25 protein-coding genes are annotated in these 20,843 nt (G+C 56.8%); 1 reads left to right on the top strand and 24 read right to left on the bottom strand.

The features are described 5' to 3' along the window. Nucleotides 1-219: 219 nt before the first annotated feature. Nucleotides 220-2,694 carry a hypothetical protein gene (locus DBR46_RS20805; protein WP_177414102.1) on the bottom strand — a complete coding sequence of 825 codons (2,475 nt, stop codon included), beginning with the start codon at nucleotides 2,692-2,694 and terminating at the stop codon, nucleotides 220-222. Between the two features lie 541 nt (nucleotides 2,695-3,235). Then, nucleotides 3,236-4,321 (bottom strand): acyltransferase, encoded by a 1,086-nt coding sequence (locus tag DBR46_RS20800; RefSeq protein WP_124527700.1) that lies wholly within the window; start codon nucleotides 4,319-4,321, stop codon nucleotides 3,236-3,238. 259 nt (nucleotides 4,322-4,580) lie between these two features. On the opposite strand from DBR46_RS20800, the gene DBR46_RS20795 reads away from it, so the two are divergent. Then, a complete protein-coding gene (locus tag DBR46_RS20795; protein WP_124527699.1) occupies nucleotides 4,581-4,943 on the top strand; it encodes a hypothetical protein in 363 nt (120 codons plus the stop codon). On the opposite strand, the gene DBR46_RS20790 is transcribed toward DBR46_RS20795, so the two are convergent. The 22 genes from DBR46_RS20790 to DBR46_RS20680 all read right to left on the bottom strand — a co-directional run bounded on the left by DBR46_RS20790 (nucleotide 4,927) and on the right by DBR46_RS20680 (nucleotide 20,842). After that, nucleotides 4,927-5,184 carry a hypothetical protein gene (locus DBR46_RS20790; RefSeq protein WP_124527698.1) on the bottom strand — a complete coding sequence of 86 codons (258 nt, stop codon included), beginning with the start codon at nucleotides 5,182-5,184 and terminating at the stop codon, nucleotides 4,927-4,929. The two genes, DBR46_RS20795 and DBR46_RS20790, sit on opposite strands and share 17 nt — an antisense overlap. Continuing rightward, a complete protein-coding gene (locus DBR46_RS20785) occupies nucleotides 5,181-5,552 on the bottom strand; it encodes a hypothetical protein (RefSeq protein WP_124527697.1) in 372 nt (123 codons plus the stop codon). Before DBR46_RS20785 ends, DBR46_RS20790 begins: the two co-directional genes overlap by 4 nt. Continuing rightward, nucleotides 5,549-6,058 carry a glycoside hydrolase family 104 protein gene (locus DBR46_RS20780; protein ID WP_124527696.1) on the bottom strand — a complete coding sequence of 170 codons (510 nt, stop codon included), beginning with the start codon at nucleotides 6,056-6,058 and terminating at the stop codon, nucleotides 5,549-5,551. The genes DBR46_RS20785 and DBR46_RS20780 overlap by 4 nt, the downstream gene beginning before the upstream one ends. Before the next feature lie 62 nt (nucleotides 6,059-6,120). Then, nucleotides 6,121-6,546, bottom strand: a complete 426-nt coding sequence (locus tag DBR46_RS20775) for a tail fiber assembly protein (protein ID WP_124527695.1) — start codon at nucleotides 6,544-6,546, stop codon at nucleotides 6,121-6,123. After that, nucleotides 6,546-7,811: a hypothetical protein gene (locus tag DBR46_RS30580; protein ID WP_256659347.1), complete on the bottom strand. Its 1,266-nt coding sequence runs from the start codon at nucleotides 7,809-7,811 to the stop codon at nucleotides 6,546-6,548. The genes DBR46_RS20775 and DBR46_RS30580 overlap by 1 nt, the downstream gene beginning before the upstream one ends. A gap of 10 nt (nucleotides 7,812-7,821) precedes the next feature. Next, complete coding sequence (locus tag DBR46_RS20765; RefSeq protein ID WP_124527694.1) at nucleotides 7,822-8,421, bottom strand: YmfQ family protein; 600 nt, start codon at nucleotides 8,419-8,421, stop codon at nucleotides 7,822-7,824. Further along, nucleotides 8,409-9,449 (bottom strand): baseplate J/gp47 family protein, encoded by a 1,041-nt coding sequence (locus tag DBR46_RS20760; protein WP_124527693.1) that lies wholly within the window; start codon nucleotides 9,447-9,449, stop codon nucleotides 8,409-8,411. Before DBR46_RS20760 ends, DBR46_RS20765 begins: the two co-directional genes overlap by 13 nt. Beyond that, nucleotides 9,439-9,837, bottom strand: a complete 399-nt coding sequence (locus DBR46_RS20755; protein ID WP_124527692.1) for a phage GP46 family protein — start codon at nucleotides 9,835-9,837, stop codon at nucleotides 9,439-9,441. The genes DBR46_RS20760 and DBR46_RS20755 overlap by 11 nt, the downstream gene beginning before the upstream one ends. Further along, complete coding sequence (locus DBR46_RS20750) at nucleotides 9,834-10,343, bottom strand: phage baseplate assembly protein V (RefSeq protein WP_124527691.1); 510 nt, start codon at nucleotides 10,341-10,343, stop codon at nucleotides 9,834-9,836. The genes DBR46_RS20755 and DBR46_RS20750 overlap by 4 nt, the downstream gene beginning before the upstream one ends. Continuing rightward, nucleotides 10,340-11,455: a phage baseplate assembly protein gene (locus DBR46_RS20745; protein ID WP_124527690.1), complete on the bottom strand. Its 1,116-nt coding sequence runs from the start codon at nucleotides 11,453-11,455 to the stop codon at nucleotides 10,340-10,342. Before DBR46_RS20745 ends, DBR46_RS20750 begins: the two co-directional genes overlap by 4 nt. Before the next feature lie 3 nt (nucleotides 11,456-11,458). Further along, nucleotides 11,459-12,709 carry a DNA circularization protein gene (locus DBR46_RS20740; RefSeq protein WP_124527689.1) on the bottom strand — a complete coding sequence of 417 codons (1,251 nt, stop codon included), beginning with the start codon at nucleotides 12,707-12,709 and terminating at the stop codon, nucleotides 11,459-11,461. A gap of 3 nt (nucleotides 12,710-12,712) precedes the next feature. After that, nucleotides 12,713-14,761, bottom strand: coding sequence for a phage tail tape measure protein (locus DBR46_RS20735; protein WP_124527688.1), 2,049 nt, complete (start codon nucleotides 14,759-14,761; stop codon nucleotides 12,713-12,715). A 139-nt stretch (nucleotides 14,762-14,900) separates the two neighbouring features. Further along, nucleotides 14,901-15,188: a phage tail assembly protein gene (locus DBR46_RS20725; protein WP_124527686.1), complete on the bottom strand. Its 288-nt coding sequence runs from the start codon at nucleotides 15,186-15,188 to the stop codon at nucleotides 14,901-14,903. After that, nucleotides 15,185-15,532 (bottom strand): phage tail tube protein, encoded by a 348-nt coding sequence (locus DBR46_RS20720; RefSeq protein WP_124527685.1) that lies wholly within the window; start codon nucleotides 15,530-15,532, stop codon nucleotides 15,185-15,187. The genes DBR46_RS20725 and DBR46_RS20720 overlap by 4 nt, the downstream gene beginning before the upstream one ends. A 72-nt stretch (nucleotides 15,533-15,604) precedes the next feature. Then, a complete protein-coding gene (locus DBR46_RS20715; RefSeq protein WP_124527684.1) occupies nucleotides 15,605-17,101 on the bottom strand; it encodes a phage tail sheath subtilisin-like domain-containing protein in 1,497 nt (498 codons plus the stop codon). Further along, on the bottom strand, nucleotides 17,101-17,295 hold the full coding sequence (locus DBR46_RS20710) for a DUF2635 domain-containing protein (RefSeq protein WP_124527683.1): 195 nt from the start codon (nucleotides 17,293-17,295) through the stop codon (nucleotides 17,101-17,103). Before DBR46_RS20710 ends, DBR46_RS20715 begins: the two co-directional genes overlap by 1 nt. After that, complete coding sequence (locus DBR46_RS20705) at nucleotides 17,292-17,882, bottom strand: hypothetical protein (protein WP_124527682.1); 591 nt, start codon at nucleotides 17,880-17,882, stop codon at nucleotides 17,292-17,294. The genes DBR46_RS20710 and DBR46_RS20705 overlap by 4 nt, the downstream gene beginning before the upstream one ends. A gap of 69 nt (nucleotides 17,883-17,951) precedes the next feature. Further along, nucleotides 17,952-18,473 carry an HK97 gp10 family phage protein gene (locus tag DBR46_RS20700; protein WP_124527681.1) on the bottom strand — a complete coding sequence of 174 codons (522 nt, stop codon included), beginning with the start codon at nucleotides 18,471-18,473 and terminating at the stop codon, nucleotides 17,952-17,954. Further along, nucleotides 18,451-18,828, bottom strand: coding sequence for a phage head closure protein (locus DBR46_RS20695; protein WP_124527680.1), 378 nt, complete (start codon nucleotides 18,826-18,828; stop codon nucleotides 18,451-18,453). The genes DBR46_RS20700 and DBR46_RS20695 overlap by 23 nt, the downstream gene beginning before the upstream one ends. Next, on the bottom strand, nucleotides 18,829-19,179 hold the full coding sequence (locus DBR46_RS20690; RefSeq protein WP_124527679.1) for a head-tail connector protein: 351 nt from the start codon (nucleotides 19,177-19,179) through the stop codon (nucleotides 18,829-18,831). A 2-nt stretch (nucleotides 19,180-19,181) separates the two neighbouring features. Then, entirely contained in the window at nucleotides 19,182-19,583 is a 402-nt protein-coding gene (locus DBR46_RS20685; RefSeq protein ID WP_124527678.1) for a hypothetical protein, read from the bottom strand. A gap of 41 nt (nucleotides 19,584-19,624) precedes the next feature. Continuing rightward, nucleotides 19,625-20,842: a phage major capsid protein gene (locus tag DBR46_RS20680; protein ID WP_124527677.1), complete on the bottom strand. Its 1,218-nt coding sequence runs from the start codon at nucleotides 20,840-20,842 to the stop codon at nucleotides 19,625-19,627. Nucleotide 20,843 lies beyond the last annotated feature (1 nt).

Here is a 20,843-nt window from a genome sequence, read left to right as displayed (position 1 = left end):
CCTTCCGTATTTATGATGTATCAAGACGGCTGAAAACCTTTATTCACACGACATTGATTTATCATTGAGGAAATGATTTTTTCTTCAATCTTGGCTGGCTAATATCGCCGCCTTAGTTTCACCTATGCCTTGAGCCGACCCTCGACACAACAGGCAACTATTGGCTAATAGCAGCTTTACCGAAATTGCTCCCCAAGGAATCGACCCCATAACTGAAACTCATCTTTGGTGAGCAGGTCGGTTTACAATGTGACTGGAGACGGTAAGAAAAGAGTTCTCCTGGCCGCCGAGCAAACTTATAAAATCAAAATAATTTACATTTATGCTAGATAACAGCCACTGCGCCTTTAAATAATCTCTAAAGGCAACAGTTTTTGTATATCTGTCACTTATAGAAAAGGAAGACGCAAGACCACAAACTATTTCTCTTGCAGCCTCGTCAAAGATTGGGGTATCAGTTGACATGGCATCTAAAAATGCAAACGAACCTGCCCAGTGACGAACATGATAAATTCCAACTGATGTCGCCCGATAATGCATCTGATCACTGCGCTCATGCTCCGCAACCTGTATTTCGCGGTAGTGCGCGTACGGAGTTTCAATTAACCGCTTCATAGCCAAAAACTTTAAAGCCCTACTGATTTGATCATCTACATAACCATGACCAGTAAGCTCCGCAATTATATTTCTACCAGCCAAAAAACCATCATTGTCGACCACGCCCGTATTGGAGCTGAGGTAGGCAACAATTAGAGAAGACAAAAAATGCTCTCGCGGGTCAGCTGCGCCAACAACGTCAAATATATTGCAAGCAACTAATGACGACTGGGAGTTAAAGTAGGCATACTCACCTAGCAAGCTATGTTTCGTAAATTCGTGCAATGGTATTCTGTACCCGCCCCTTTCCTCTTCGATCTTGACTATTTTCTTAGAATCGACATTGGGGCTTCCAAAAAAGCCGGTAATTAATTCGATAACCGAGCGCGTATTACCTCCCGTCACATTACTCAAGAACTGCTTAATAGAGTCACTTGTTCTAATGGAGCGCAAAGTGGCATTCAAGAAAAGCACAACATTTTTCAGGTTTAGCCTGATGTCCTGCAGTGCGGCAGGAGCTACCTTCCCCTCTGCCACTCTGACAGCAAAAATTAGCCTTTTCTGGATAACCTCATCCGCAGGCGGAGGGGATATAGTTAGGACTTTGTTTTGATAAGCAGAAAGTGCTCCAGTAGTTTTTGAGAGATAAAATGTACTAGGCCTTAGTGCTACAAAAACTGACAAGTTCCTAGATGCCGCAAACTCTTGCGCAATAAGAAATGTTTCTTGCTGCACTTCGAACGAGCGCTGATCTGCATTGTCCAGCACCATTATTATTTGTTTGCTACGACCACGACTCAGGTGACCCAATGCGGCCTGTAAATGCATATCCTTTTGATCTGTTTTAATTGTTAAGAACCTTGCTCGCTCGAGGATATACTGTTCTGAATTTGATTCTTTTAGGTTTCCATTTACAGTTGCGTCGAAATCCACCAAGTCCTTATGGTATATCGCATTGGCAAAAGCAGCAGTATTTATATCGATGCTATATTTGCTTTTTAGTATTCTCGGAACCTCTTCCAGTATATATGTTTTTATATCTCGACTCAAAGTTGCCTTTATGCCAAGATTAATATTTATGAAATACGTATTAGCCTGATCTGTGCTAGTGAGGCTTTCAAATAAGTTTTCAAAAAAAGACGTTTTTCCTACGCCCACATCTCCAATCACTACTATGGGACGGGAGCCCATCTTTCCAAGCAGAGAAGGGTCGCTGATCTGTAAATTGCCATTTCCATCAACTCCCGTAATTTCATCTAGAGCTGAGGGTGCAACGCCGAGTTCACCTGCTCGCCGGTAACGAGCGGAAATTATACTTTTGCTTAAAAGAAGGTGCCTGTTATTAGCCTCAATGCCGATATAGCATTCTTTGTAAAAGTCTGATTTTAGTTCGGGATTATCTTCGATCTCTTCCAAAAGTAGCGATGACAATGATCTTAAATTTTCTTGAAAGTCATTCCGGTACCTATATTTTAAAGGTTCAGCGATAACCGTGGAACCTTTGGGAGGTATCCTAGGGTTTCGATGAAAAGCCAAGTCTCGATTTGCATGGTTCCCCTCAATCCCCTCAGGTGAAAGAAACTTCCACAGAAGTGGAAAATGTTCAATGTACGATTGAAAACCATTGAAAAAGTAACACTCGCCTTCTAGCGGAGGAAATCCAGGAGTGACTGCTTGAAAAATTGCAATTTGTGGACCATTACAAACAATCGCGACTTGTGCGCCTCTCATTGCGCAATAGGGAATAACTTGAATAATGGCTTCTTTAAAGCTTTTGGATGCGACAATTAAAGGTTGGAGCTTACGAAGCACAATATTTGAGCTAGAAGGAGGTATGTCAAAAAGAATCGCCTCTTTTTTTGCTTCTAGAATTGCCTTGACGGGAAGGCCTAATGCGTAATCCGCTCTCCCATTCATTTCATCAGTTAGCTCAACAGCAATATCTGGCTTTTCCCAACCCAAGCACTCTGTCAGCAACCTGTCAACAAACTGAAACCGATTTTGTGCCTCGTTCCAATGTTCACTCCCAACTGGGTAGCTTTCTAATATCTTGCGCAGAGACACCATCCCGTCGGTCATCTCAAATGGTGCTCGCATACCTTTCTCCCTGATGAGCTGACAATTCTACTCACCATAGTTCAAGGCACGTAAAAGAAAAGCTTGCGTCTATCAATGCTTGTAAAGAAAGCGCTTGAGAGACACAACTGAAAACTGAACCTCGCGTGGTACACGGGCCCAAACTCGCCGACATCCGAGGGCTGTTTCTGGCCGCTAATGAATATCCACCCCTGGCCGATTGCGCCCTGACATCATTCTGATCACGTGCCGCCACATCGCTCGCACTTGCGGAACACAACTGATAGTTGCAGAAAACCTCACTTTCCTGCAGCCAATAAAAAACCCCGCAGACGTTAATCTACGGGGTTTTTAAGAGTGGAGGCCGAGGTCGGAATCGAACCGGCGTAGGTGGATTTGCAATCCATGATTTTTTCTATACTTATCAGCACCTTATGCCAATATAAATTCCGCACCTTGAGGTTTTGAATGCCCCTTAGGGTCAATGATTTCAAGGGGTAGAAATCTAGTTGCGGAACTGATTTGCCCCATCCCCCGGCTTCCTGCCGAACGCCTCCCGACGCTATCTCTGCACCAGCTCAGCGCTGATCGGCGCCTGCGGCTTTGGCTTCTTGCCCAGACGCATGATCGGCAATTCAAACCAGTGGTACACCACATAAGCCCCAACCAAAGTGCCAGCAACCGACGCGGCAATAATCAGCTCAGGCGCAAGGCCCAGGATCGAACCGACCTTGCGCACGACCGAAAAGACCAGCGGATGCAGCAGATAGATCGAGAACGAGAGCGCGCCAACCGTATGCAGAACCCAGGCGATAGCGATGGGCAGCTTCACCTTCACAAAATAGACGCTCGAGACAAACGCGATGGTGCAGATTCCCAGCGCGATCCGCTCCCAGCCCACCACCAGTGCGGTGCTGACTTCAACACTCACAGCCCAAAAGGCCGTAAACGCCAACACGCCCAACGTAATCGAGGCAAGATTGCCCAGCTTGTGGCGACCGCCAGCGTAGGCAATCAGCACGCCGCACACGAAGAACAACGCCTGATTCTGGTTGCTTACGTACTCTTTCCAGGCCTGCGCCTCACCGGCTGATGGCACCAAGACCATGGCCCAATAGATGAACATCCCCGCCGACACCAGCAGAATCGCCGCCGCATAGGCGCGATGCAGACGAATCAGGTACAGCATGATCGGGAAGTAGCAATAGAAGAACAGCTCATTGCCGATGGACCAGCCACCACCTGGTATGGCCTTACTCGGATCAATAAAGGAAAACAGCAACGTGAAGTTCAGGACGACCGACGACCAGCCATAAACATCGATGGCGCCCTGAGTCTTGCTTGCCATCCCTGCTGCTGCCAACGCCGCAACTGAGGCGAGCATGTACAGCGGGACAATGCGAAGAGCGCGCCTGATCACATACTGGTTCACGTCACCCGGAGTTGAGAGCCTGCCGTTGTAGGCAATACACATGCTCATGCCGCTGATGACAAAAAAAGCCGAGACACCGTAGTAACCAACCTTGCTGAGCAAGCTGTCTTCGGCCATCTGGTTGGGGAACAGCCACCCCATGTAGTGATAAAACATGATCGACACGGAAAGAATGCCGCGTAGGTAATCAATGGTTTCAACTCTTTCCCGCGACATACGCACTCCATGGACGCTTTATTATTTACCGGATGTGTATCGGCGGGAAGGATGATAGCTTAAATGGATAGCGGCAACTCGCCACCGTTGATGGCCCGGCTATTCAGGGAACATGTAGCTGCGAATATTATTTACTCCCTCCCCCCGGCGCTCTGCCGACCGAACACCAAACCAAATCTGCTACAGCTCGTCGCCTCAAATCGCGCTACGGCCAAACCTCGACTACTGTACGCACATACAGTACTTGAGTTTACCCACCATGCACCTCATTGACGAAGACACCTCAGCGTGGCTTGGCTGCCCCACACCTCTGGAAATGTACAAGCACCAGTGCGCGCTGCTCGAGGACGAACTAACCCAAACCCAGGCGCTGCTGCGCAATGCCCGGAAGAACATCGCCGGGCTGGTGCAGATGAATGATGCGCTGTCCACCGAGAAAGCTCTCGCCGAGGAATCGCTGAAGAAAGCACTGGCCGAAGTGGGTGCACTCAACCGCGAAACCTCAGAAATGGATCGTCGGATAAACGGCTTAATGGCCGTAGCCCAGCAACGTGACGAACTGTTCAGGGAGAATCAGCGGCTTTTACTGGCGCGGAAATTGCCACTCACTGGCACGCCGTAATAGCCGCTACCAATTGCCGCTCGTAGCCGATCCGCTGCCGTCGCTCTGCCAGCAACGCCCGTACCTTCACTTCCAGGCTGTCGGACTTCTTGAGCCCGACGGCGGCCCACGGCGGCACCACTATCTCTTTCGTCCTGCACGGCACCAGCACCGGCACTTCAACACGAACGGTGCGCACCGCCGGTTCCTTGGTCGCGCAGCCGGCCAGCACCAGGGCCAGTACCACCAGTAGCAGCTTCATAACCCCAACTCCTGATCGATGATCGCCGCGGCAGTCTGAGCAGGATCGCCGCCGGTTCGCTCCCGCAATAGCTGATTGGCTGCGGCGTAGTCTGGCCGGGCTTCTTGCGCGGCTTTCTCCTGTGCCAGCGCGGCATTCCGCTCCCGGAGTTCACCTGCCAGCACCAGCTCGCCGAGCTTCTTGCCCTGCTCTCCCGTCAGAGTTACCAAATTGTCACGGGCGGCATTGGTGGTGGCTAGGTCACTATTGGCCGCATCGAGCAGCGGCCGGAAGTGAGCAACGGCACGCCAGACCCCAACGCTGGCGCCGAGGACCAGCAGTAAGATCACCGCCAGGCCCAGCCCGATCAACTTCTCCAACGGCGTCACGACATCACCCCGCCTGCCAGGCGGTACTGCTTCAGCAGGTCCTCCAACCGGTGTTCCCGCTGGCCATACCCCGCACCCGGCAGGCTGGCCCAGATGTTCCGGCACTTCGAGATTGCCGTCTCGATCCGACCGGCAAGCACATCAGGCAAAGCCCGGCACTCGCGGATATGTTGCAGGGCTAGCAGGTCCTGGCTGATCGGGCTGAAATCCGGCAGCTTGAGCAGTGCCTTGTAGTGCGGCCAGTCCTTCAGCATCTGCTGGTACCGGCCGGAAGCATTGGACTTCAGTCCCTTGCTGTTGATGACCTTGGAGGCGCGCCCCTTGGCAAACGGGTGATCAGTGAAGTCCTTGAACACCTCAGGCTTACGGTCGATGCCAGTCACGATGACGTCGTAGCCATCCATGGCCGTGGCCGGTGAGGTGCTGGTGCCCTCGGACCAGCCGAGCATATCGAGGAAGGCCAGCGCGTTGCGGCCGCCGGCGAGCGATTCAGAAAGTCGAGCCATTGCTTTTCTCCAGGCAAAAATAAACCCGCTCGATGGCGGGTGGCTGGTATTCGGCAACTGACTTAAGAAGGCGCTACAGGCCAGTCGATTACCCGAGGAAAGTCTTCCTGATCAGGAACATCGTCGAGATCGATCCGGTATTCCTTCCACTTTTTCAGAAGTGCAATCTTGGCAGGGGTTGCCTTACCAAGGTCCACTGCATCCTGTAGAGGTGCGATGCGGATAGCTGCAACCGCCAGCGCTTGATCGCGCTGAGCCATTGCCGCGACAGAGAGTTCATCGTCAGTAGGCGATGGTGGAGGCGGTGCAGCTGGTGGAGGCGGTGGTAACGCAACTGTGAAGCCGTCGTCGATGGTAACTGCCAGACCATTCTGCATACCCTCCAAAGCTTGAAGGTACTGTTCATCAGTGATCTCAATGAAATCTTTACCGTCCTTTTCAAAGGCAGTTTTATCAGTGGCTATTTCCCATTTGGCGGCATACGGCATTATTTGATCCTCAGATAGAAAGTGGCGCCCATAGACTTGACCCTGGTTTCATTGCCGATTCTTGGGGTGCCATTAGTCCCGTCAGTTTTTGCAGCAAGCTGGACACCGGTCGTGGCCACATCGATCCGCGTGATGACGGTGCCGTAGTCTGCGCCGGTTGAATAAGAGATGTTCACGTTGCCAGGGGTAGAAAGAATATACCCGGCCCCCAAACGAGGGTCGCCGAAAGAGTGTCCTTGAAACTGGTCGGCTTCGATTGTCCCGGGGGCCCCGGCCCGAATGAACCGACCTTCAGTATTGATGAGTCGAACAGTTGCCCCGTTGAATGGGCTTCCTGCGAGACTCACTACAGCCGACGCAAGCAACTGTGGCTTCGTGCCGGACACGGACTCGGACGTCAGAAAGCCGGCGTTATATGCGTCACCAGCCGTAAGTTTGATGTAGGTGTAGTTCGGATTGCCAAGCGGTGGAGCCGGCACGGGCACATTGTCAACGAGCGAAATAAGAGCGCCGATGGGCTGGAAAGCCCACAGATCTTGAGTGAAGTACTGTGGGGGTTGGTCGAGAACGATAAAGTCAAGTCCATCACATACAACGTCGGACATTTGACCCGCGTAAACCACAGCCGGGATCTTGGCCCCGGAATAGTCGAACATCTTTAAAGAGCGGTTCCCGCGACCCGAAGCGTTAAGCGTTGGGGCGCCAGTGGACGCTATGTGGAACGTTATGAAGAACCGCTGATTGGGCGCATACGGAGCAGCATCATAGTTCGGCGCAATGGCATACGCGGTACTAGTACCTGTCGTAGTAACGGCCAAATAAGCCTGGCTTTGAACGGTAGACGCCAGCTTTTTAGGGGTAACGGCTGTGGCATCATCCAGACCGTTGTTAGTTTGCGTTTGCGTGGCTAGTTTTAGCCACCCAAACTTGGCCTCTGTCGCCTGGGTCACGACTTTGGCGATTGCCTGAAACACCCTCGCCGGACTCATCACTTTCGACGTGACCGTTCCTGCCTCGGCTTCCGCCTGGGTGGCAAATGAAACGGTACTGCTCTCGATCTTTTTATCAATAGCCGTCAGTAGCTGGCCGGTATTCGCCTCATCAGGGACTGCGCCGGCGGATGTAATCACGTTCAGGATTTCCTGAGTAACCGCGTTACCCCACTCGGAAGGAATCAACGACCCTGGCGTAGCCGCCAACGGGTCTTCGTCAATAAACTTCCCATTAACCAAACCCACACCCGGAACACTCTTTGGAAAATCCACATCTCACCCCTTAATCGTAATTGATATGCACGACGGTATGCGCCGGCGCCGGCCTGCGGATCAGGCACTCAAGTGCATCACCGGGATTGGTGCCGAAGCGCTCGCCCCAGAAGCTCGCACCGAAGCGCCGCCCAACACGTTGGCGCCCACCAGTGTTCAGCGCCCACATGAACTGGGCACCCCAGGTGCCAAAGTGCGCAGCGCCAAAACGTGAGCGCCCCATTCGCGGGGCTCGGTATTCGGTGATGGTTGCACCGGGGTAGCCCTGGCTTACCGCGATTTCAATGAAGTAGGCGCGGTGCTGACCACCGACTTCCACCAGCCGGCGGCGGACTGCCAGGCGCCGATCTTCAAATGCGGGGTTCAAGCCCAGGCATTCGTCAGGCAGGCCCATGACTTTTTCCCAGTCGGGTACCAGCTCACTAACACCGCCCGCATCCATTTCGTTGAAAATGTCAGCGGCCCTACCCTCCAGACGCGCGAACTCCAACGAAACACCCGACAGGATCAGTCCGACTTCGGGGACGAGTTCGGGATCCCAAGCAGGCCCGGCTGGGAGCAGCGCCTGCAACTGGGCGCGATAGTGCGCAGCAGTTCTCACGGCAACCATATGCACCCCCCGTACGCCAGCAACTGATTACTCGCCGCTGGCACGTCTGCCACTGGTGCCAAAAGCTGATGATCGGTTTCGCCCGTGGCGCTGCTGATGGCCTCACGAATGTGGCTGACCAGCAGGCCGTCACCCAGGCCCGCCTCTCGGTTGTGCAAGTCCTGTAATTGAAGTGCAACGGCCGCACGCACCGCGCCCGTATCTGGGGTAAGGCGCAACTGATACACCACAGAAACCCGCACCGGAGCAAGCACGTACAGCTCTGCGGTGACAGGTCGCAGCGGCTCGATATGGGCTTTTACCTCGGCTAGTTGTGCAGGGGCCGGGGTTGGATTGGAGTCGTTGTCACGCATTACGAACAGCCCAACGGTGCCTGGCCCAAGGAAGTTACGACGACACCAAGCGCGGGTTACGCCAGGAACTTCCAAAGCCCACGTTTCGTAATCGTCCGCCGATCCGCCGTGAGGGATCACACGATAAGAGCGCACCACCCGCGCACGCAAAGACTCGACGCTCTCCTGGGCGATGCCACCCACCAGGCCAGGCGTCAGAACCGTAAAGGTGCTGACGAGCCCTTCCACCGGCTGGATCAGCGTCAACACCATTCCTGCTTCGATGTTGCCCAAGGCGCCCGCGTCAACCGCTGCCAGCTTTGCGACGTTGGTACCCGCCACCGTAGTGACGCTCTGCGTCACACGATAGGCCCGGCCATCGTTGGCCTTCATCACCGTGTCCACGTCCACCACCCGTCCTGCACCCGCCGTGAAGCTGGCAGTGCCTTCGGCCGCCTGGGCGACTTTACGGGGCTGGTTCAGGCGAAGGTTTGCGATACGTTCAAGGGTTTCTTCATCGGCGGTGTCGGGCAGGATCTGCTGTGCAATCCATTCCAAGTAGCCATACAGCCCGTAAGCCGTACCGCTCAATGCCCGTGAAAGCACCTGCGCATCAGAGCGCCGTAGCGCATCGCTGGCCAGGTCGCTCTGTGTACGGTTGACCAGCACCGGTAACGTTGGCGTATCAAACGGCATAGATCACCTGCCACAATTGGTTTGAGTTGATTTCCAGGCGCGCGCCGGTGTCGATAGTGAGGATTACCCGCAGGTTCAGCCGGTTGACTCCCGACTGCTCGCTGAGGATGTCGATTTCGACAACCTCGCCGTCATCGATCAGCCAGGCCAGCGCCTCACGGGCGTAGTACTCGGCATCACGGCGGGTATCGGTGGTGAGCTTCACCCGCCGTAGCAGCCACAACCGGGAGCCGATGCGGTCATCGGCGCTACTGGGGTAGCTGTCACCCCACCATCCGTAACGCTCATCGTCGTCGAGCGGGTCATCTGTCGCAGCGCGGCGCCAGGTGAACAGGCTGATCACCACGGCGCGCACCAGGGAGGCCTCCCGATTGCTGGCGAGGATCATCCGCCACCTCCAACAGGTGGGCCGCTCTGGGCGGTGCCGACTTGCACCTCCGTGTGCAGATGCTCCACCTGGCTGACGCCGGCGGCGACCTGATCGCCACCGGAGACAATCCGACCGGTCTGGGTGATCAGTGGTGTGTCGAAGTTCACCGAAGCCCCGGCCTTGATATTCAGGGTCTGGGTTTCGATGTCGATGATCCGGCCGCGCTTGAAGTGGATCTTGTCGCCTTCATCGGTGTAGATGGCCACCTCTCCCGGCTCCATCTCCCGAATGCGGTAACGTCGGTCAGAGACCACCAGCACCACCCCGTGGGAGCGGTCACCGCCGAGGAACGCAGCAATGCCCTCGGCGCCTTCCAGGGGGTTGCTTGTCCACCCGTAGGGTTCAAAGTGCTCAAGGTTGTCCTTGACCTCACCGGCGAACAGCCGCATTTGCAGGGTCTGCAACTTCTTCGTGGCATCAGCCAGCACCACGGTCCCGCGCACAAACAAACTCATGAGGCTCATTCGTTGGGCTTCCAGTCAGCGGGTAGGAGGTACTCAAAGTTGTCGGCCTTGCCGCCCTTCTTGAGCTTGCGTTTTTTGTGACGGTCATTCGGTTCGGGTTCGAAGCTGTCCGGCGGGCCAACAACCATCGTGCACACCGTGCCGCTGTCGCTGAGCGAATAGGTGATCTCGGAAATAAGCATGTCGCGGTCCATGCCGATGATTGGATCTACCACCCGCACCAGCATGTTGTGCTTCCACAACGCACCGTTCGACTGCCGCCAGCCCTGCACCTTGTAGGTGGTGCTGAGCGACTTGCCCATGCGGGTGACGCTTTCCCAGTTGGCACGCGCATTGACCAGCGCCGAGGTCATCTGCCCTGATTCCTTGATGATCATTACCCGCTTACGGGTGGTTCGATCATCGGCCACCACGGCCGAAACTTCGGCCACTGTCTTGCCGAATTCTTCGTCGGTACCGCTGCGTTGACCGAGCACGCGGTATTCGGAAAACACCCCCGAAAAATCCAAGCCCGCATCACCAGTCAGGATGTTGCGCCCGACCTCAAGTCGGTCGCTGGCCCAGCCTTCGCTACCAGGCTTGGCAAGCACCGCCATGCCGTTGGCGTCGTCGGTGGAGAACACGCGAAACACCGTCAGCAGTCGGTCGATGGATTCAAAGACCGTTTCTCCCGGCTCAATCGTATGGTCGGAAAGCGTTCCCGTTTCGCTGATCTCACTGCGCACTTTCACGCCGTACGGCGCCGCGAGCGCCTTGACGATGGCGAGCACCCCGAGGCCACTCCATTGGCCAGGCTTGTTCACCGCCGCACAATCCACCAGATCAGCCGTCAGCGAGCGGCCCGAGATCGTCATCGTGACCATCTTGTCGTCGTAGCTGATCGGCGTGGCGAACACCCAGCCGGTCAGCACCAGGTCGCCGCCAATGCGCACCTGGCACTTGGAGCCCTGCCGGATAGGTATTGAGATCGGCTGGCCCGGCCACTTCCAGGTAATGCCCATGCTGAACTCACGGGTCTGGCGTTCGAGTCCTGCGGAGATCTCCACGTTTTTCCAGCCGCCATAATCCAGACCGTCAACGGTGAGGCTGACTGCATTCTCTGCATCGAGCATGGGTTACTCCTGGGCGATCTTGAGCGATACCGGCGGGACGAAGCCCGGGTGACTGATGCGATTGCGCTGGACGATCTCCCCAGCTCGCGTGGAGTCGCCGAAGCGGCGGTATGCCAACACCAGGGCTGGCAGTGTTTCCGCCGGCGTCATGTCCACCAGGCGCACGCCTGACGCCGCCACGGCGGTCAGGTGCTTGACCAGCACCTGACGCATGGTGGTCAGCACCCGATAGTGATCAGGATCAGCCTTGAGTGACGCCTCCCAGATCGCCTCACTGAGCGAGTCGCGCAACTCGATCACGTCATCAGCGACCGGCACTTCCGGCCGCACGACAGGTGCGATGGCCTGCTGGTCAATCGCCGGTACCGACTCCATCACCGGCGGCCGCACTGACACAGGCATCTCGCTGATGATCAATCCGACCTGCACCAACAGGGCGTCCTGCACCAGGTCGGCGGTAGCCTGGGCCATCGCGCTGGTATCCGCTCCATTCGCGGGGCTGACGGTGTTGATGCTGGACACCGCCGACGCATGCTGCGACGCGGTGGCCACCGTCGCGAGGTAACTGGACCCCGGACTGGAGAAGTCCAGCCCAGTGAAGTCGCTGAAATAGCTGGAGAACAACGCGCCCAGCGCACCCGGCGAGTTGATCAGCGACTGCACAAACCCGCTGAGGTTGGTAAACAACCCAACCAGCGGCGCGAACTGGCGTTGGATGGCGGCATAAACACCGGACAGGCCATTGCGCAGCCCGATGACACTGAGCCGCGCCTTGTCGATCTTTTCCATCGCGGCCTTGTATCGAGCCAGGGCCGACTCCAGCAGCCCCTCCGACGACTTGACCACCTGCTGCCGCGTGTTCGCCGTTGCCGTGGGAAACTTACGCGGCGCGTCGGGATAGAACGTCAGTTCAAACCTGGCCACGCCACCTTCGCGGCGATCATGGGTCAGCTCGCACTCGCCCGCCTTGACCAGCATGCGGCCCAACCACGGGTGTACCAGCTCGCCGGAGCCCTGCGTTTGCAGCGCTTCCTGCAACTTGTCCCGTCGCTCAAAGCAGTCGTCACCGATCACCCAGGCGCTCATCCGGTGGACCTGCGCCTGCTTGCCCAATGCTTCGAAGTAGGGTTCATCCCGTTGCGGGAACTCATGCAGCTGGCCCTTCTGCCCGACAGGGACGGCCGCTTGCTCGATCAGAAAGCTGATACCCCGGTACGATGCGGGCAGCAGTTGATCACGCCACGTTTTTTCCATTGGCTACCTCTGCGTGCCGACCGTGCGCTGGCCGATATTGGGCTTGATGGTCAAGCCGCGTTGGTTGGTTTGCGACTGTTCGACGGTGGTGCCGGGTGGCGCACCGTTCAGGTTGATGTCGATTTTGCCGTTGAGGTTCTGGGCGTTGGCGGCGGCGGTTTGTTGCAGCAGACTGCCCGGTGCTGGCAACTTGCTGGGGGTTTGCAGCAGTTGACCAGGGCTTATTCCCATCTGGGAGTTGTTGGCCAACTGCCGGTTCTGTGCCAACTGCACCGCATTCGCCTGTAGAAACTCACCGGTGCCGCCGCCGACGCCCGCGTTGCGCAGGCGCTGCTGCTCGGCAAAGGCATTGGCCTTGCCGGTGGCGGTTTCGATGAGTCCGTCACCACCCTCCCCGCCGCCGAAGAACTTCATCATGGGCTCGATGATCGGCCGTAGTTTTTCCCACAGGCTTTTGAACCAGGCGCTGATGGGTTCCCAGTTCTTGACGATGTACCCCAGCGGAGACCAGTCGAACATCGTCTTGAGGAAGTCCATCACGGGCACAGAGATCGCAACCAGCACTCCCCATATCGCCTTGAAGAACTCGGTCAACGGTCCCCAGTTGGACATGATCAGGCCGATAGGGGTCCACGATACAAAGGTCTTGAACATGTCCCAGGCGGCCATGGTCGGGCCTTTGATCTTGGCCCAGATCGCCTGGAAGTAAGGGGCGATAGCTGACCAGTTTGCAACAATAAGCCCCGCCGCCAGTGCGATGCCGGTCGCCACCAGCCCGATGGGGTTTGCCTTCAATGCAAACGAAAGCAGCTTGGTGGCAACAATGGTTGAAACGATCCCAAGTCGCAGCGCGGTGAACGCGATCCCGGCAGCGGCAACACCCCGCACAACCTCGGGGTTCGCCTCTACTAGCTTCGCAAACTGCACGACCATTGGCCGAACCGCATCCACCACCGCGTTAACGGCCGGCAACATGGCATTGCCGATTGCCTTCGACACGTTTGTCGTGGCATTGCGCAGCAAGCCGAGGTTGTTCTCTGTTGTTGCCGCGCGAGCCGCGTATTCCTTTTCCATGGAACCCGCGTACAGCGTGGCATCACCTACCTTGGTGAGATTGCCCTTGAGCAAATCGAGGTTGGAGACCAGTGACACGATAGAGGTAACCGACTCGGACCCGAACAACTGGGTCAACAAACCCACCCGGGACGCAGAATCGACTTTTCCAATTCGCTCCAGAATGTTCAGGATCGTGCCCTGCGCGTCGGTCTGCATAGACTTTGCTACTTGCTTGGAATCCAGCCGAATCGCCTTGAATGCCTGCGACTGCGCCTTCGTCGCTGATGAACCTTTAGTCATCGCCAGCATGAAGTTTTTGATGCCTGTAGCCGCAACTTCCTGCTCGACCCCTACCCCGGCCATGGTCGCACCCAGTGCCGCAATCTGGCCGGATGCAAGCCCGGCCACTTCACCCAGCGGGCCAATTCGGGTGACGATATCGGAGATCTTTTTGGTGTTGGCAGGGCCGGTATTGCCCAGATAGTTGATGCGGTCGGCGAGGTCCGTCACACCGTCCTGGGTCATCTTGAACGATGTACGCCAGGTCGCCATCATCTCCCCGCTTTGGTCGGCGGTCTGATCGAAGGCAATCCCCATCTTGACCGCCGACTCAGCGAAGCCCAACAACTCGTTGCTGGCAAACCCCGCCTGGCCTCCAGCCGCGACAATCTTGGCGATGTCCCCCGCAGCCATTGGCAGCACTTCCGACATACGGGTAATGTCATCACCCATCTGCTTGAATTGCTGGGGGCTGTCAAAGTTAACGACCTTGTTAACGTTCGCCATTTCGGATTCAAACTCAATCGCCGACCGAGTACCGACGGCAAACGGCGCAGCCAGGGCACCACCGGTGATCAGATCCTTAATACCGATTTTCCCGAGGCCCGTCTTTTCGAGATTCTTCCTGAATGTCCCGACGTTTTTTTGAATACCGGCCAGCTTTGGCGACAACTTATCGACGCCGGTTATCAACGCCTTGAGCTGAAACTTATCCATGGCTATGCCTGCTGTGTTTTATTGATTCGCTGTGCGTGCTCCAATGACTCACAGAGCACGTCCAGGGGGCGGGCCATCATCAGCTCAGGATCCGTTTTCCAGAACCAAGCCAGGTCATAAGCAACGGCGATCAGGTCGGTTACTTCGCTGATGCCGCGCTCATGAAAAAACGAACAATGGCCCACGCAAGATCATTCAGATCTGACAGATCCAGCTGATTGACCGACGAGGAAGGAATCGCTGCACAGACCGCGATGTACTTCGCCGCGACCTCGGTGTCGATGTTGATCTCTTCGTCCTTGCCGAGCTTGTAGGGCAGAGACTTGATGGCGCGGACTTCCTGCACAGTCGGGCGACGTAGAGTCAGCTCAGTGACGGTTTTGTCATGAGCCTCGATTGGGACTTGTAGCGTTACGGTTAAGCTCATTGCCATGACCCCTTGATGCCATCGAATTGCAACTCCACGGTGCCGTCGTCAGCCTTGAAAGACGGCTCATCGACCAGATACGCACCGGCAAGGACGTAAACACGCCCGTTTTTGAATTCGGTGGTAACCGTCATATCCCGGCCATTCACCAGAGTTTTGATTGGAAAGTCAGAGCCGAGGATCGCGGTCATCTTCACGTACGGCGCCAACTCCTCTTCCTTGTAGTAACCCGGAAAAATCGTTTCCCGTTTCACATCCATCAGGGGCGCTTCCGCACCGCCTGTGATAGTCAGCTGCACGCCATCCACCTTGACGTAGGTGGTACCCGCCACTAATTGACCCATGGTCATAGTCTCCAGAATGCAAAAGCCCGCACATCGCGGGCTGGGGTTGTTCAGAAAATGCGGCGTGATGGGTTAAGCGGCGTCGTTGTATTGCAGACGGAACTGGTTCAGCAACGCAAACACCCGGAGGCCGTTGATGTAGTCAGGCGGGAACAACACGTTGACCCGGCTCGGGTCGTTACTGTCGCGCTCAACGATCAGGTGCTGCGCGAACAGCTCAGTGTTTTCCACATGGCCCTCCAACTCCAGCAGCGTGTATTGCGCAATCAGCTCGCCACGAATCGTGCTCGGCGTGACGATGGCCTGGCCCGCACCGAACCGGGTGCCATCGTTGGCCAACTTGTGGCGGCCGTACTTGCTGGTGATGACGCTCTGCATCCGGCGGATGATGAACGCCGACTGGTGCATGGTCTCGCTGTCCAGATAAGAGTTGTCCGCCTGGCCGTAGGCGTTCTTCTGGTACGTGGTGATCGAGCGCTGGATACGCACATAGCCGCCTTCGTAGTACGCGGTGGCAATGCCGTAGCTGAGCAACGACTGACGCTCCGTCAGCGTGAAACGCTCGCTTGCCGGTGCAGGATCAAGACCAGGCAGGCTACCGCTTTGCGTTGGGCGGCTGGCATCGGCGGAAATAAACACCGCTGTGCGCGCCGCCAACGACGCCGCCTGCACCCAAAACGGCTGGGGCACACCGGGCTCCATGGCCTGGATCGTCATGTGCTGATCATTGCGCGTCTGACCAGCTGCCACCAGGGTTCCAATAGTGCCGCGCTTCGCCCCGTAGACGTGACCGAACAATTGCTTGGCCCAGCTCCAGCGGCCCACGCTGTCATCCATCGCGCCCTTCCAGGCGTCCAGGCTGTTGGTGTCGGACCACGGCACGCAAAGGAACTCGAAAGGCTCGTCGCCAAGCGCGGCCAAGGCGCTGACCTGATCCGGCACGCCGACGCCACCCAGCATTTTGGTCAGCGTGACGGTGATACCAGCGGGGGTGATTTCGCCACTGGTTTTGCCCAGGCGGTTCAACTGCAATGCGATGTCGTTGCCACTGTCGCCCTTCCACTTGCACGTCAGGGTAACCACACCCGCCGCCGCGACGGCTTTTACCGGCAGATCGGCAGTAGCATTGATCTTCACCGCAAGCGCAGCGGCCGCGACAGTGGCCGTTGCTGCCGCGGTTACGGTGGCTTGCACCCGCACGCCGCCAATATAAAGGTTCAGTAGCCCGGCCTCGGTGGCCGTGCCGACCACTGTTACCGTCCCTGCCGCTGCGGCACCTTCCGTGTTTTGCAACGGCAAACACCACACCTCGCCCGCCGGATCTACCTTTCGCCAGGCTTCGTACATCGCGGCGAGCATAGAGCCCGAACCACCAATGCTCTTGGCAAGGCCCAGGCTCGGCACCAGCACCAAAGAACCGATGTTCTCAGCGGCTGCATCACCGTTGACCTGAGCCACGATCAGGCGGCGCATGGATGACGAAGCGGTGTTCGCCGCCGAGTTATCCATCTCCGCGTAGAACAGCGGCACGCGCATGTCGGCCGGGATATTGCTGAATCCAATAGCCATTATTTAGGCTCCTCGGGGTTTACCGCCTTGGCAGTCTTGGTAGGGGTTTCAACGGTGATGTCGCCATCCGCCAGGCGGCGGCGCCAATAAGCGTTGTCTGGAACCTCCCGGCCCGCTCCTGGCAACAGGTCGCCGGCGTCCGGGTCAGGCACAGCACGGCCAGCAGCCGGCCGCACAGTGATGCGTTTGGTCATGGGGTTACGTCTCCTGAGAATTTCACTTCGATGCGGCCATCAGGGCCGGGTCGTTGCAGGTTGGGGTCTGCCGGGTCGATACAGTCCATGTCGAAGGTGATGCCGGCAAAACTAGGCAGCCCATCTAACTCCAGCTCTTCCCACGTTTCCGGCGGGTCAGTGGCCGCATTGCGGCCAATCTGGAAGTCCGCCGAGAAGGTGAAGCGGTAAACCACTCGGCTACGGTTAATCGAAAGCAACTCCCCGCCCCCGTATTCAATCGGCGTGTATTCCGGGCCAGGCACCCAGGCGACCAGGGCCCGCCAGATCTCCGCACGGAACAGGTGGGTCAGATCTGCCGCTTCCTGACCCCGCTCGTCCCGGGTGTCCACCACCAGCACCACGTCGAAAAAGTCGGTAATTACCTGGCGCAGGCCGTTCTGCACGTCATTTTGAGTGGCCTTGTCAGACACCGCGATTACGTATGCCGAGGGGTGGCTCAACTTTGCACTGGCGGCTACCGCCTCGAAATCAATGCCGCCGGCCACTCGCCCGGAGAAGCTAGGGCAGTACTGACGCAGGTGGGCAACGATTGGAGAGATCTTCATGGGTGAGTTCCAGGTAATAAAAAACCCCGCCGTGGCGAGGTTGTTTATTGAGTCAATATCTGAGGATGATCAGCCCAGCGCGTCAGCGAAAGCCTGCGACAGAATCGCACGGACTGCCGAAGAAGAGTCCTGCAGGGCGTCGCTCATGTAGTTGGCCCGTGGTTCAATGCGCCAGCCGTTGCTCTTGCGGTCAGCAACCAGCGCAGCGCGAGCGCCCTTCCGACGGCGGTTGCTCTTACCACGACCTTCGCCCGGCGCGAGCTTCTTGATACGGCCGCCCAGCTTCACCCCGTAGTGCAGGTAGGCTGGGTAGTAATCATGCATCGCCCCCGTTTTGTAGGGCGCGATCTTCACCAGAAACCCCGACCGGGAAACCTTGAAGTTGATCGAGTCCAGCAAAGCGCCGGTTCGATTCACAGGGTAGCTGTCCTGGCCACGGGACAATGCGACGTTTAGCTGTGCACGCTGCCGAACCAACTTGCCGGCCTTACGCATTGCAGCCTTGATTTTCTTCTTGTCGAAAGCATCGCGCTCAAACTTTTCGAAACCCTCGATGTGAATGTAACCGTCAACCCCGACTGAGTTTGCCATAAATATCATCTCCCGCCTGATCGCTACCCAGTTCCTCGACTTCTAGCTGGGTGAAACGATGGGTGCCGTTTAGGTCTGCACTGCGCTTCACTCGGTAGATCGTGTCACCGTGTACAACTTCATGGGCATCAGTCACTCCTTTCAACAAGCGCAGGGTAATGCGATGAGTCAGCTTGTTTTCAGTCTGCACCCCGGTTGCATAAACCGCTGTACCTACCGGCTCAATCTTGGCCCACCGGCGGCGTTCATCCGTGAACACCGAGTCGAGCCCCATATCCGTTGCTGGCTCATCTGCGCGCAGCCGGATTAGAACGCTCCGGTTTAATTCACCAGCGCCAGGTTCGCGAAAGGCCATCTATACCCCCATCTGCACCCGATACGGATGCAGCAGCGTTCGGGATCCCATAGGCAATTGAACCACCGAGGCGACGTTGATACCGGTTACCGTGTCTTCTCGGTTTGCGTACAGATGCCCCAGGGTTAGCAAGCATGCCGCCACAATCGATCCAGTGATGACAAGCGGATCATTGCCCGCTGTCCCGCCAAGCACAGCCACCTCAAGGGCGGAACTGTCAGCGTAAAACTGACGTTGCAGGTATTGGGCCGCACTGTCCTCCGCAGCGGAAAGCAGCACCTGGACGTACGCCTGATCTTCCACTTCGGCACGCAGGTGTTGCATGGCCAGGGTGATATCGATTGCCCCCATAATCAGCTCGCTTTCTTTTTAGGGTTAGCGGGCTTCTGCGACGCCTCAGGTGCATCCCGCGCAGGTGGGTCCAGCAGGTCCAGCGCATCAGGCACGTCCGGCGCAGGCGGGTCCAGCAGGTCCGGTGCATCAGATGCGTCCGGCGCAGGTGGGTCCAGCAGGTCACCGATACGAGCTGCTGCCGTGCTCAGCGGTGTAGGTAAAATTTGATCGCTGGTGAATGCCAAGGCAAAAGCCGTGGGCTCTTCAGCGAGCGTCACCACTGGCTCAGCGTCGGATTCATCCAGCACCGCGTAGCCTTTCGTGATTAGCTCACGGCCATGCTGCTCGATGGTTTCGAAGGGCTTGCCCTCAACCACAACCGAGCCACCCAGAAAGAGCGGTTTCAGCGTGATCAGTTTCATTGTGACCTCCAACGGGCCGCCAAGGGCGGCCCGAATCAAGTTCAACCACCCGCCGGAGCAGGTGCAGTGAACGGACCGTAAACGAATGCTTCTGGACGTTTCACGATCAACGCCGCCCGCTCTTCACAGCGGATGGAGATCATGTTCTTTTCGAAGTCATCCGCGTTTTCGGTGCTGATCACGACGTTCGCGTCTTCGCGGTCGAAGAGCTGGGCACCTGTTTGGAATGCACCGGTGAGGAACTTGCCCTCGAAACCAACAGCCTCAGTGGCAACGACTGGCAGCCCCCAAAGAACAGGACCCGCCAGGCCCAGTGGATTGGCCAAGATGTAACGGCCCAGCGAGTCCTTGGTCAGTTCGATTTTGGCCCAGTCCATGAAGTGCAGCACGTGGCCGCTGGAAGGCAGTCGCGCCAACTGGCACTGGAGCATTGCAAGTCGCAGATCATCGATACCCGATTGGTCCTCGACATCGAATGCCGGAGCGAAAACGGATGCCTGAGGAACAATCCCGTGCATGTGCACACCGGTACCGTCGCCGAACAGAATTTCCTGTTCTTCTACATATTTCAGCCCATACAGCATTTCGACATCGATGGTCGAAGCGAGCTGCGCAAAGTCGTCCAAGATCTGTTTGGACGACTTGAACATATGGGCGATGGTCGACACACCCGTCAGTTTCGCGGCAAATTGGATTGCCGAGTAGGCTTTGGCAGTGCCTTCTGCCGTGGCCTTGCCGGCGTTGGTGAAACCGGTTTGCTGCACCCAAAAGATAGCCGGCGAAGTCGTACGCCCAGATGCGATCAAATCGCGGATGAACAAACGCTGCTTCGGGAGACTGTCGATACCAGGAAGACGCTGTGGCTCGACCACACCGGCAGGTACATCACCCGAAAGAAGCGCGGCACTGACTGGAATGCTCAGCCGTTTGTTGCCCTCGATACTGGCAGCGAATGATTTAAGCGCTTCGCTTTTGATCACCGTGCCGCCTAGGCTGTCGCGGGGCTGCGGCGCCGAGAGGGATGGCAAACGGGCAAACTCCTGCTCCAGCTCGCCCAGTTTGGCCTTGAGTTGCTTTTCAGCTTCCATCAACGAGTTGTGCTTAGTCGCCAGCTCATCGACCGCAGCCTTGGTTTCAGCGGAAAGGGTTCCAGCCTTTTTGGCTTCGGTCAGGGCAGCCTCTGCTTTCTGGCTGAATTCGCTGCTGGCCTTTGCCAATTCGGCAGAGACGTTCTTGAGTAGTTCGGCGGTATCGGGCATG

Origin of the sequence: Pseudomonas sp. KBW05 (assembly GCF_003852405.1) — a bacterium.
Taxonomy (GTDB): Bacteria; Pseudomonadota; Gammaproteobacteria; order Pseudomonadales; family Pseudomonadaceae; genus Aquipseudomonas.
This window is presented reverse-complemented; position numbering and strand designations above follow the sequence as displayed.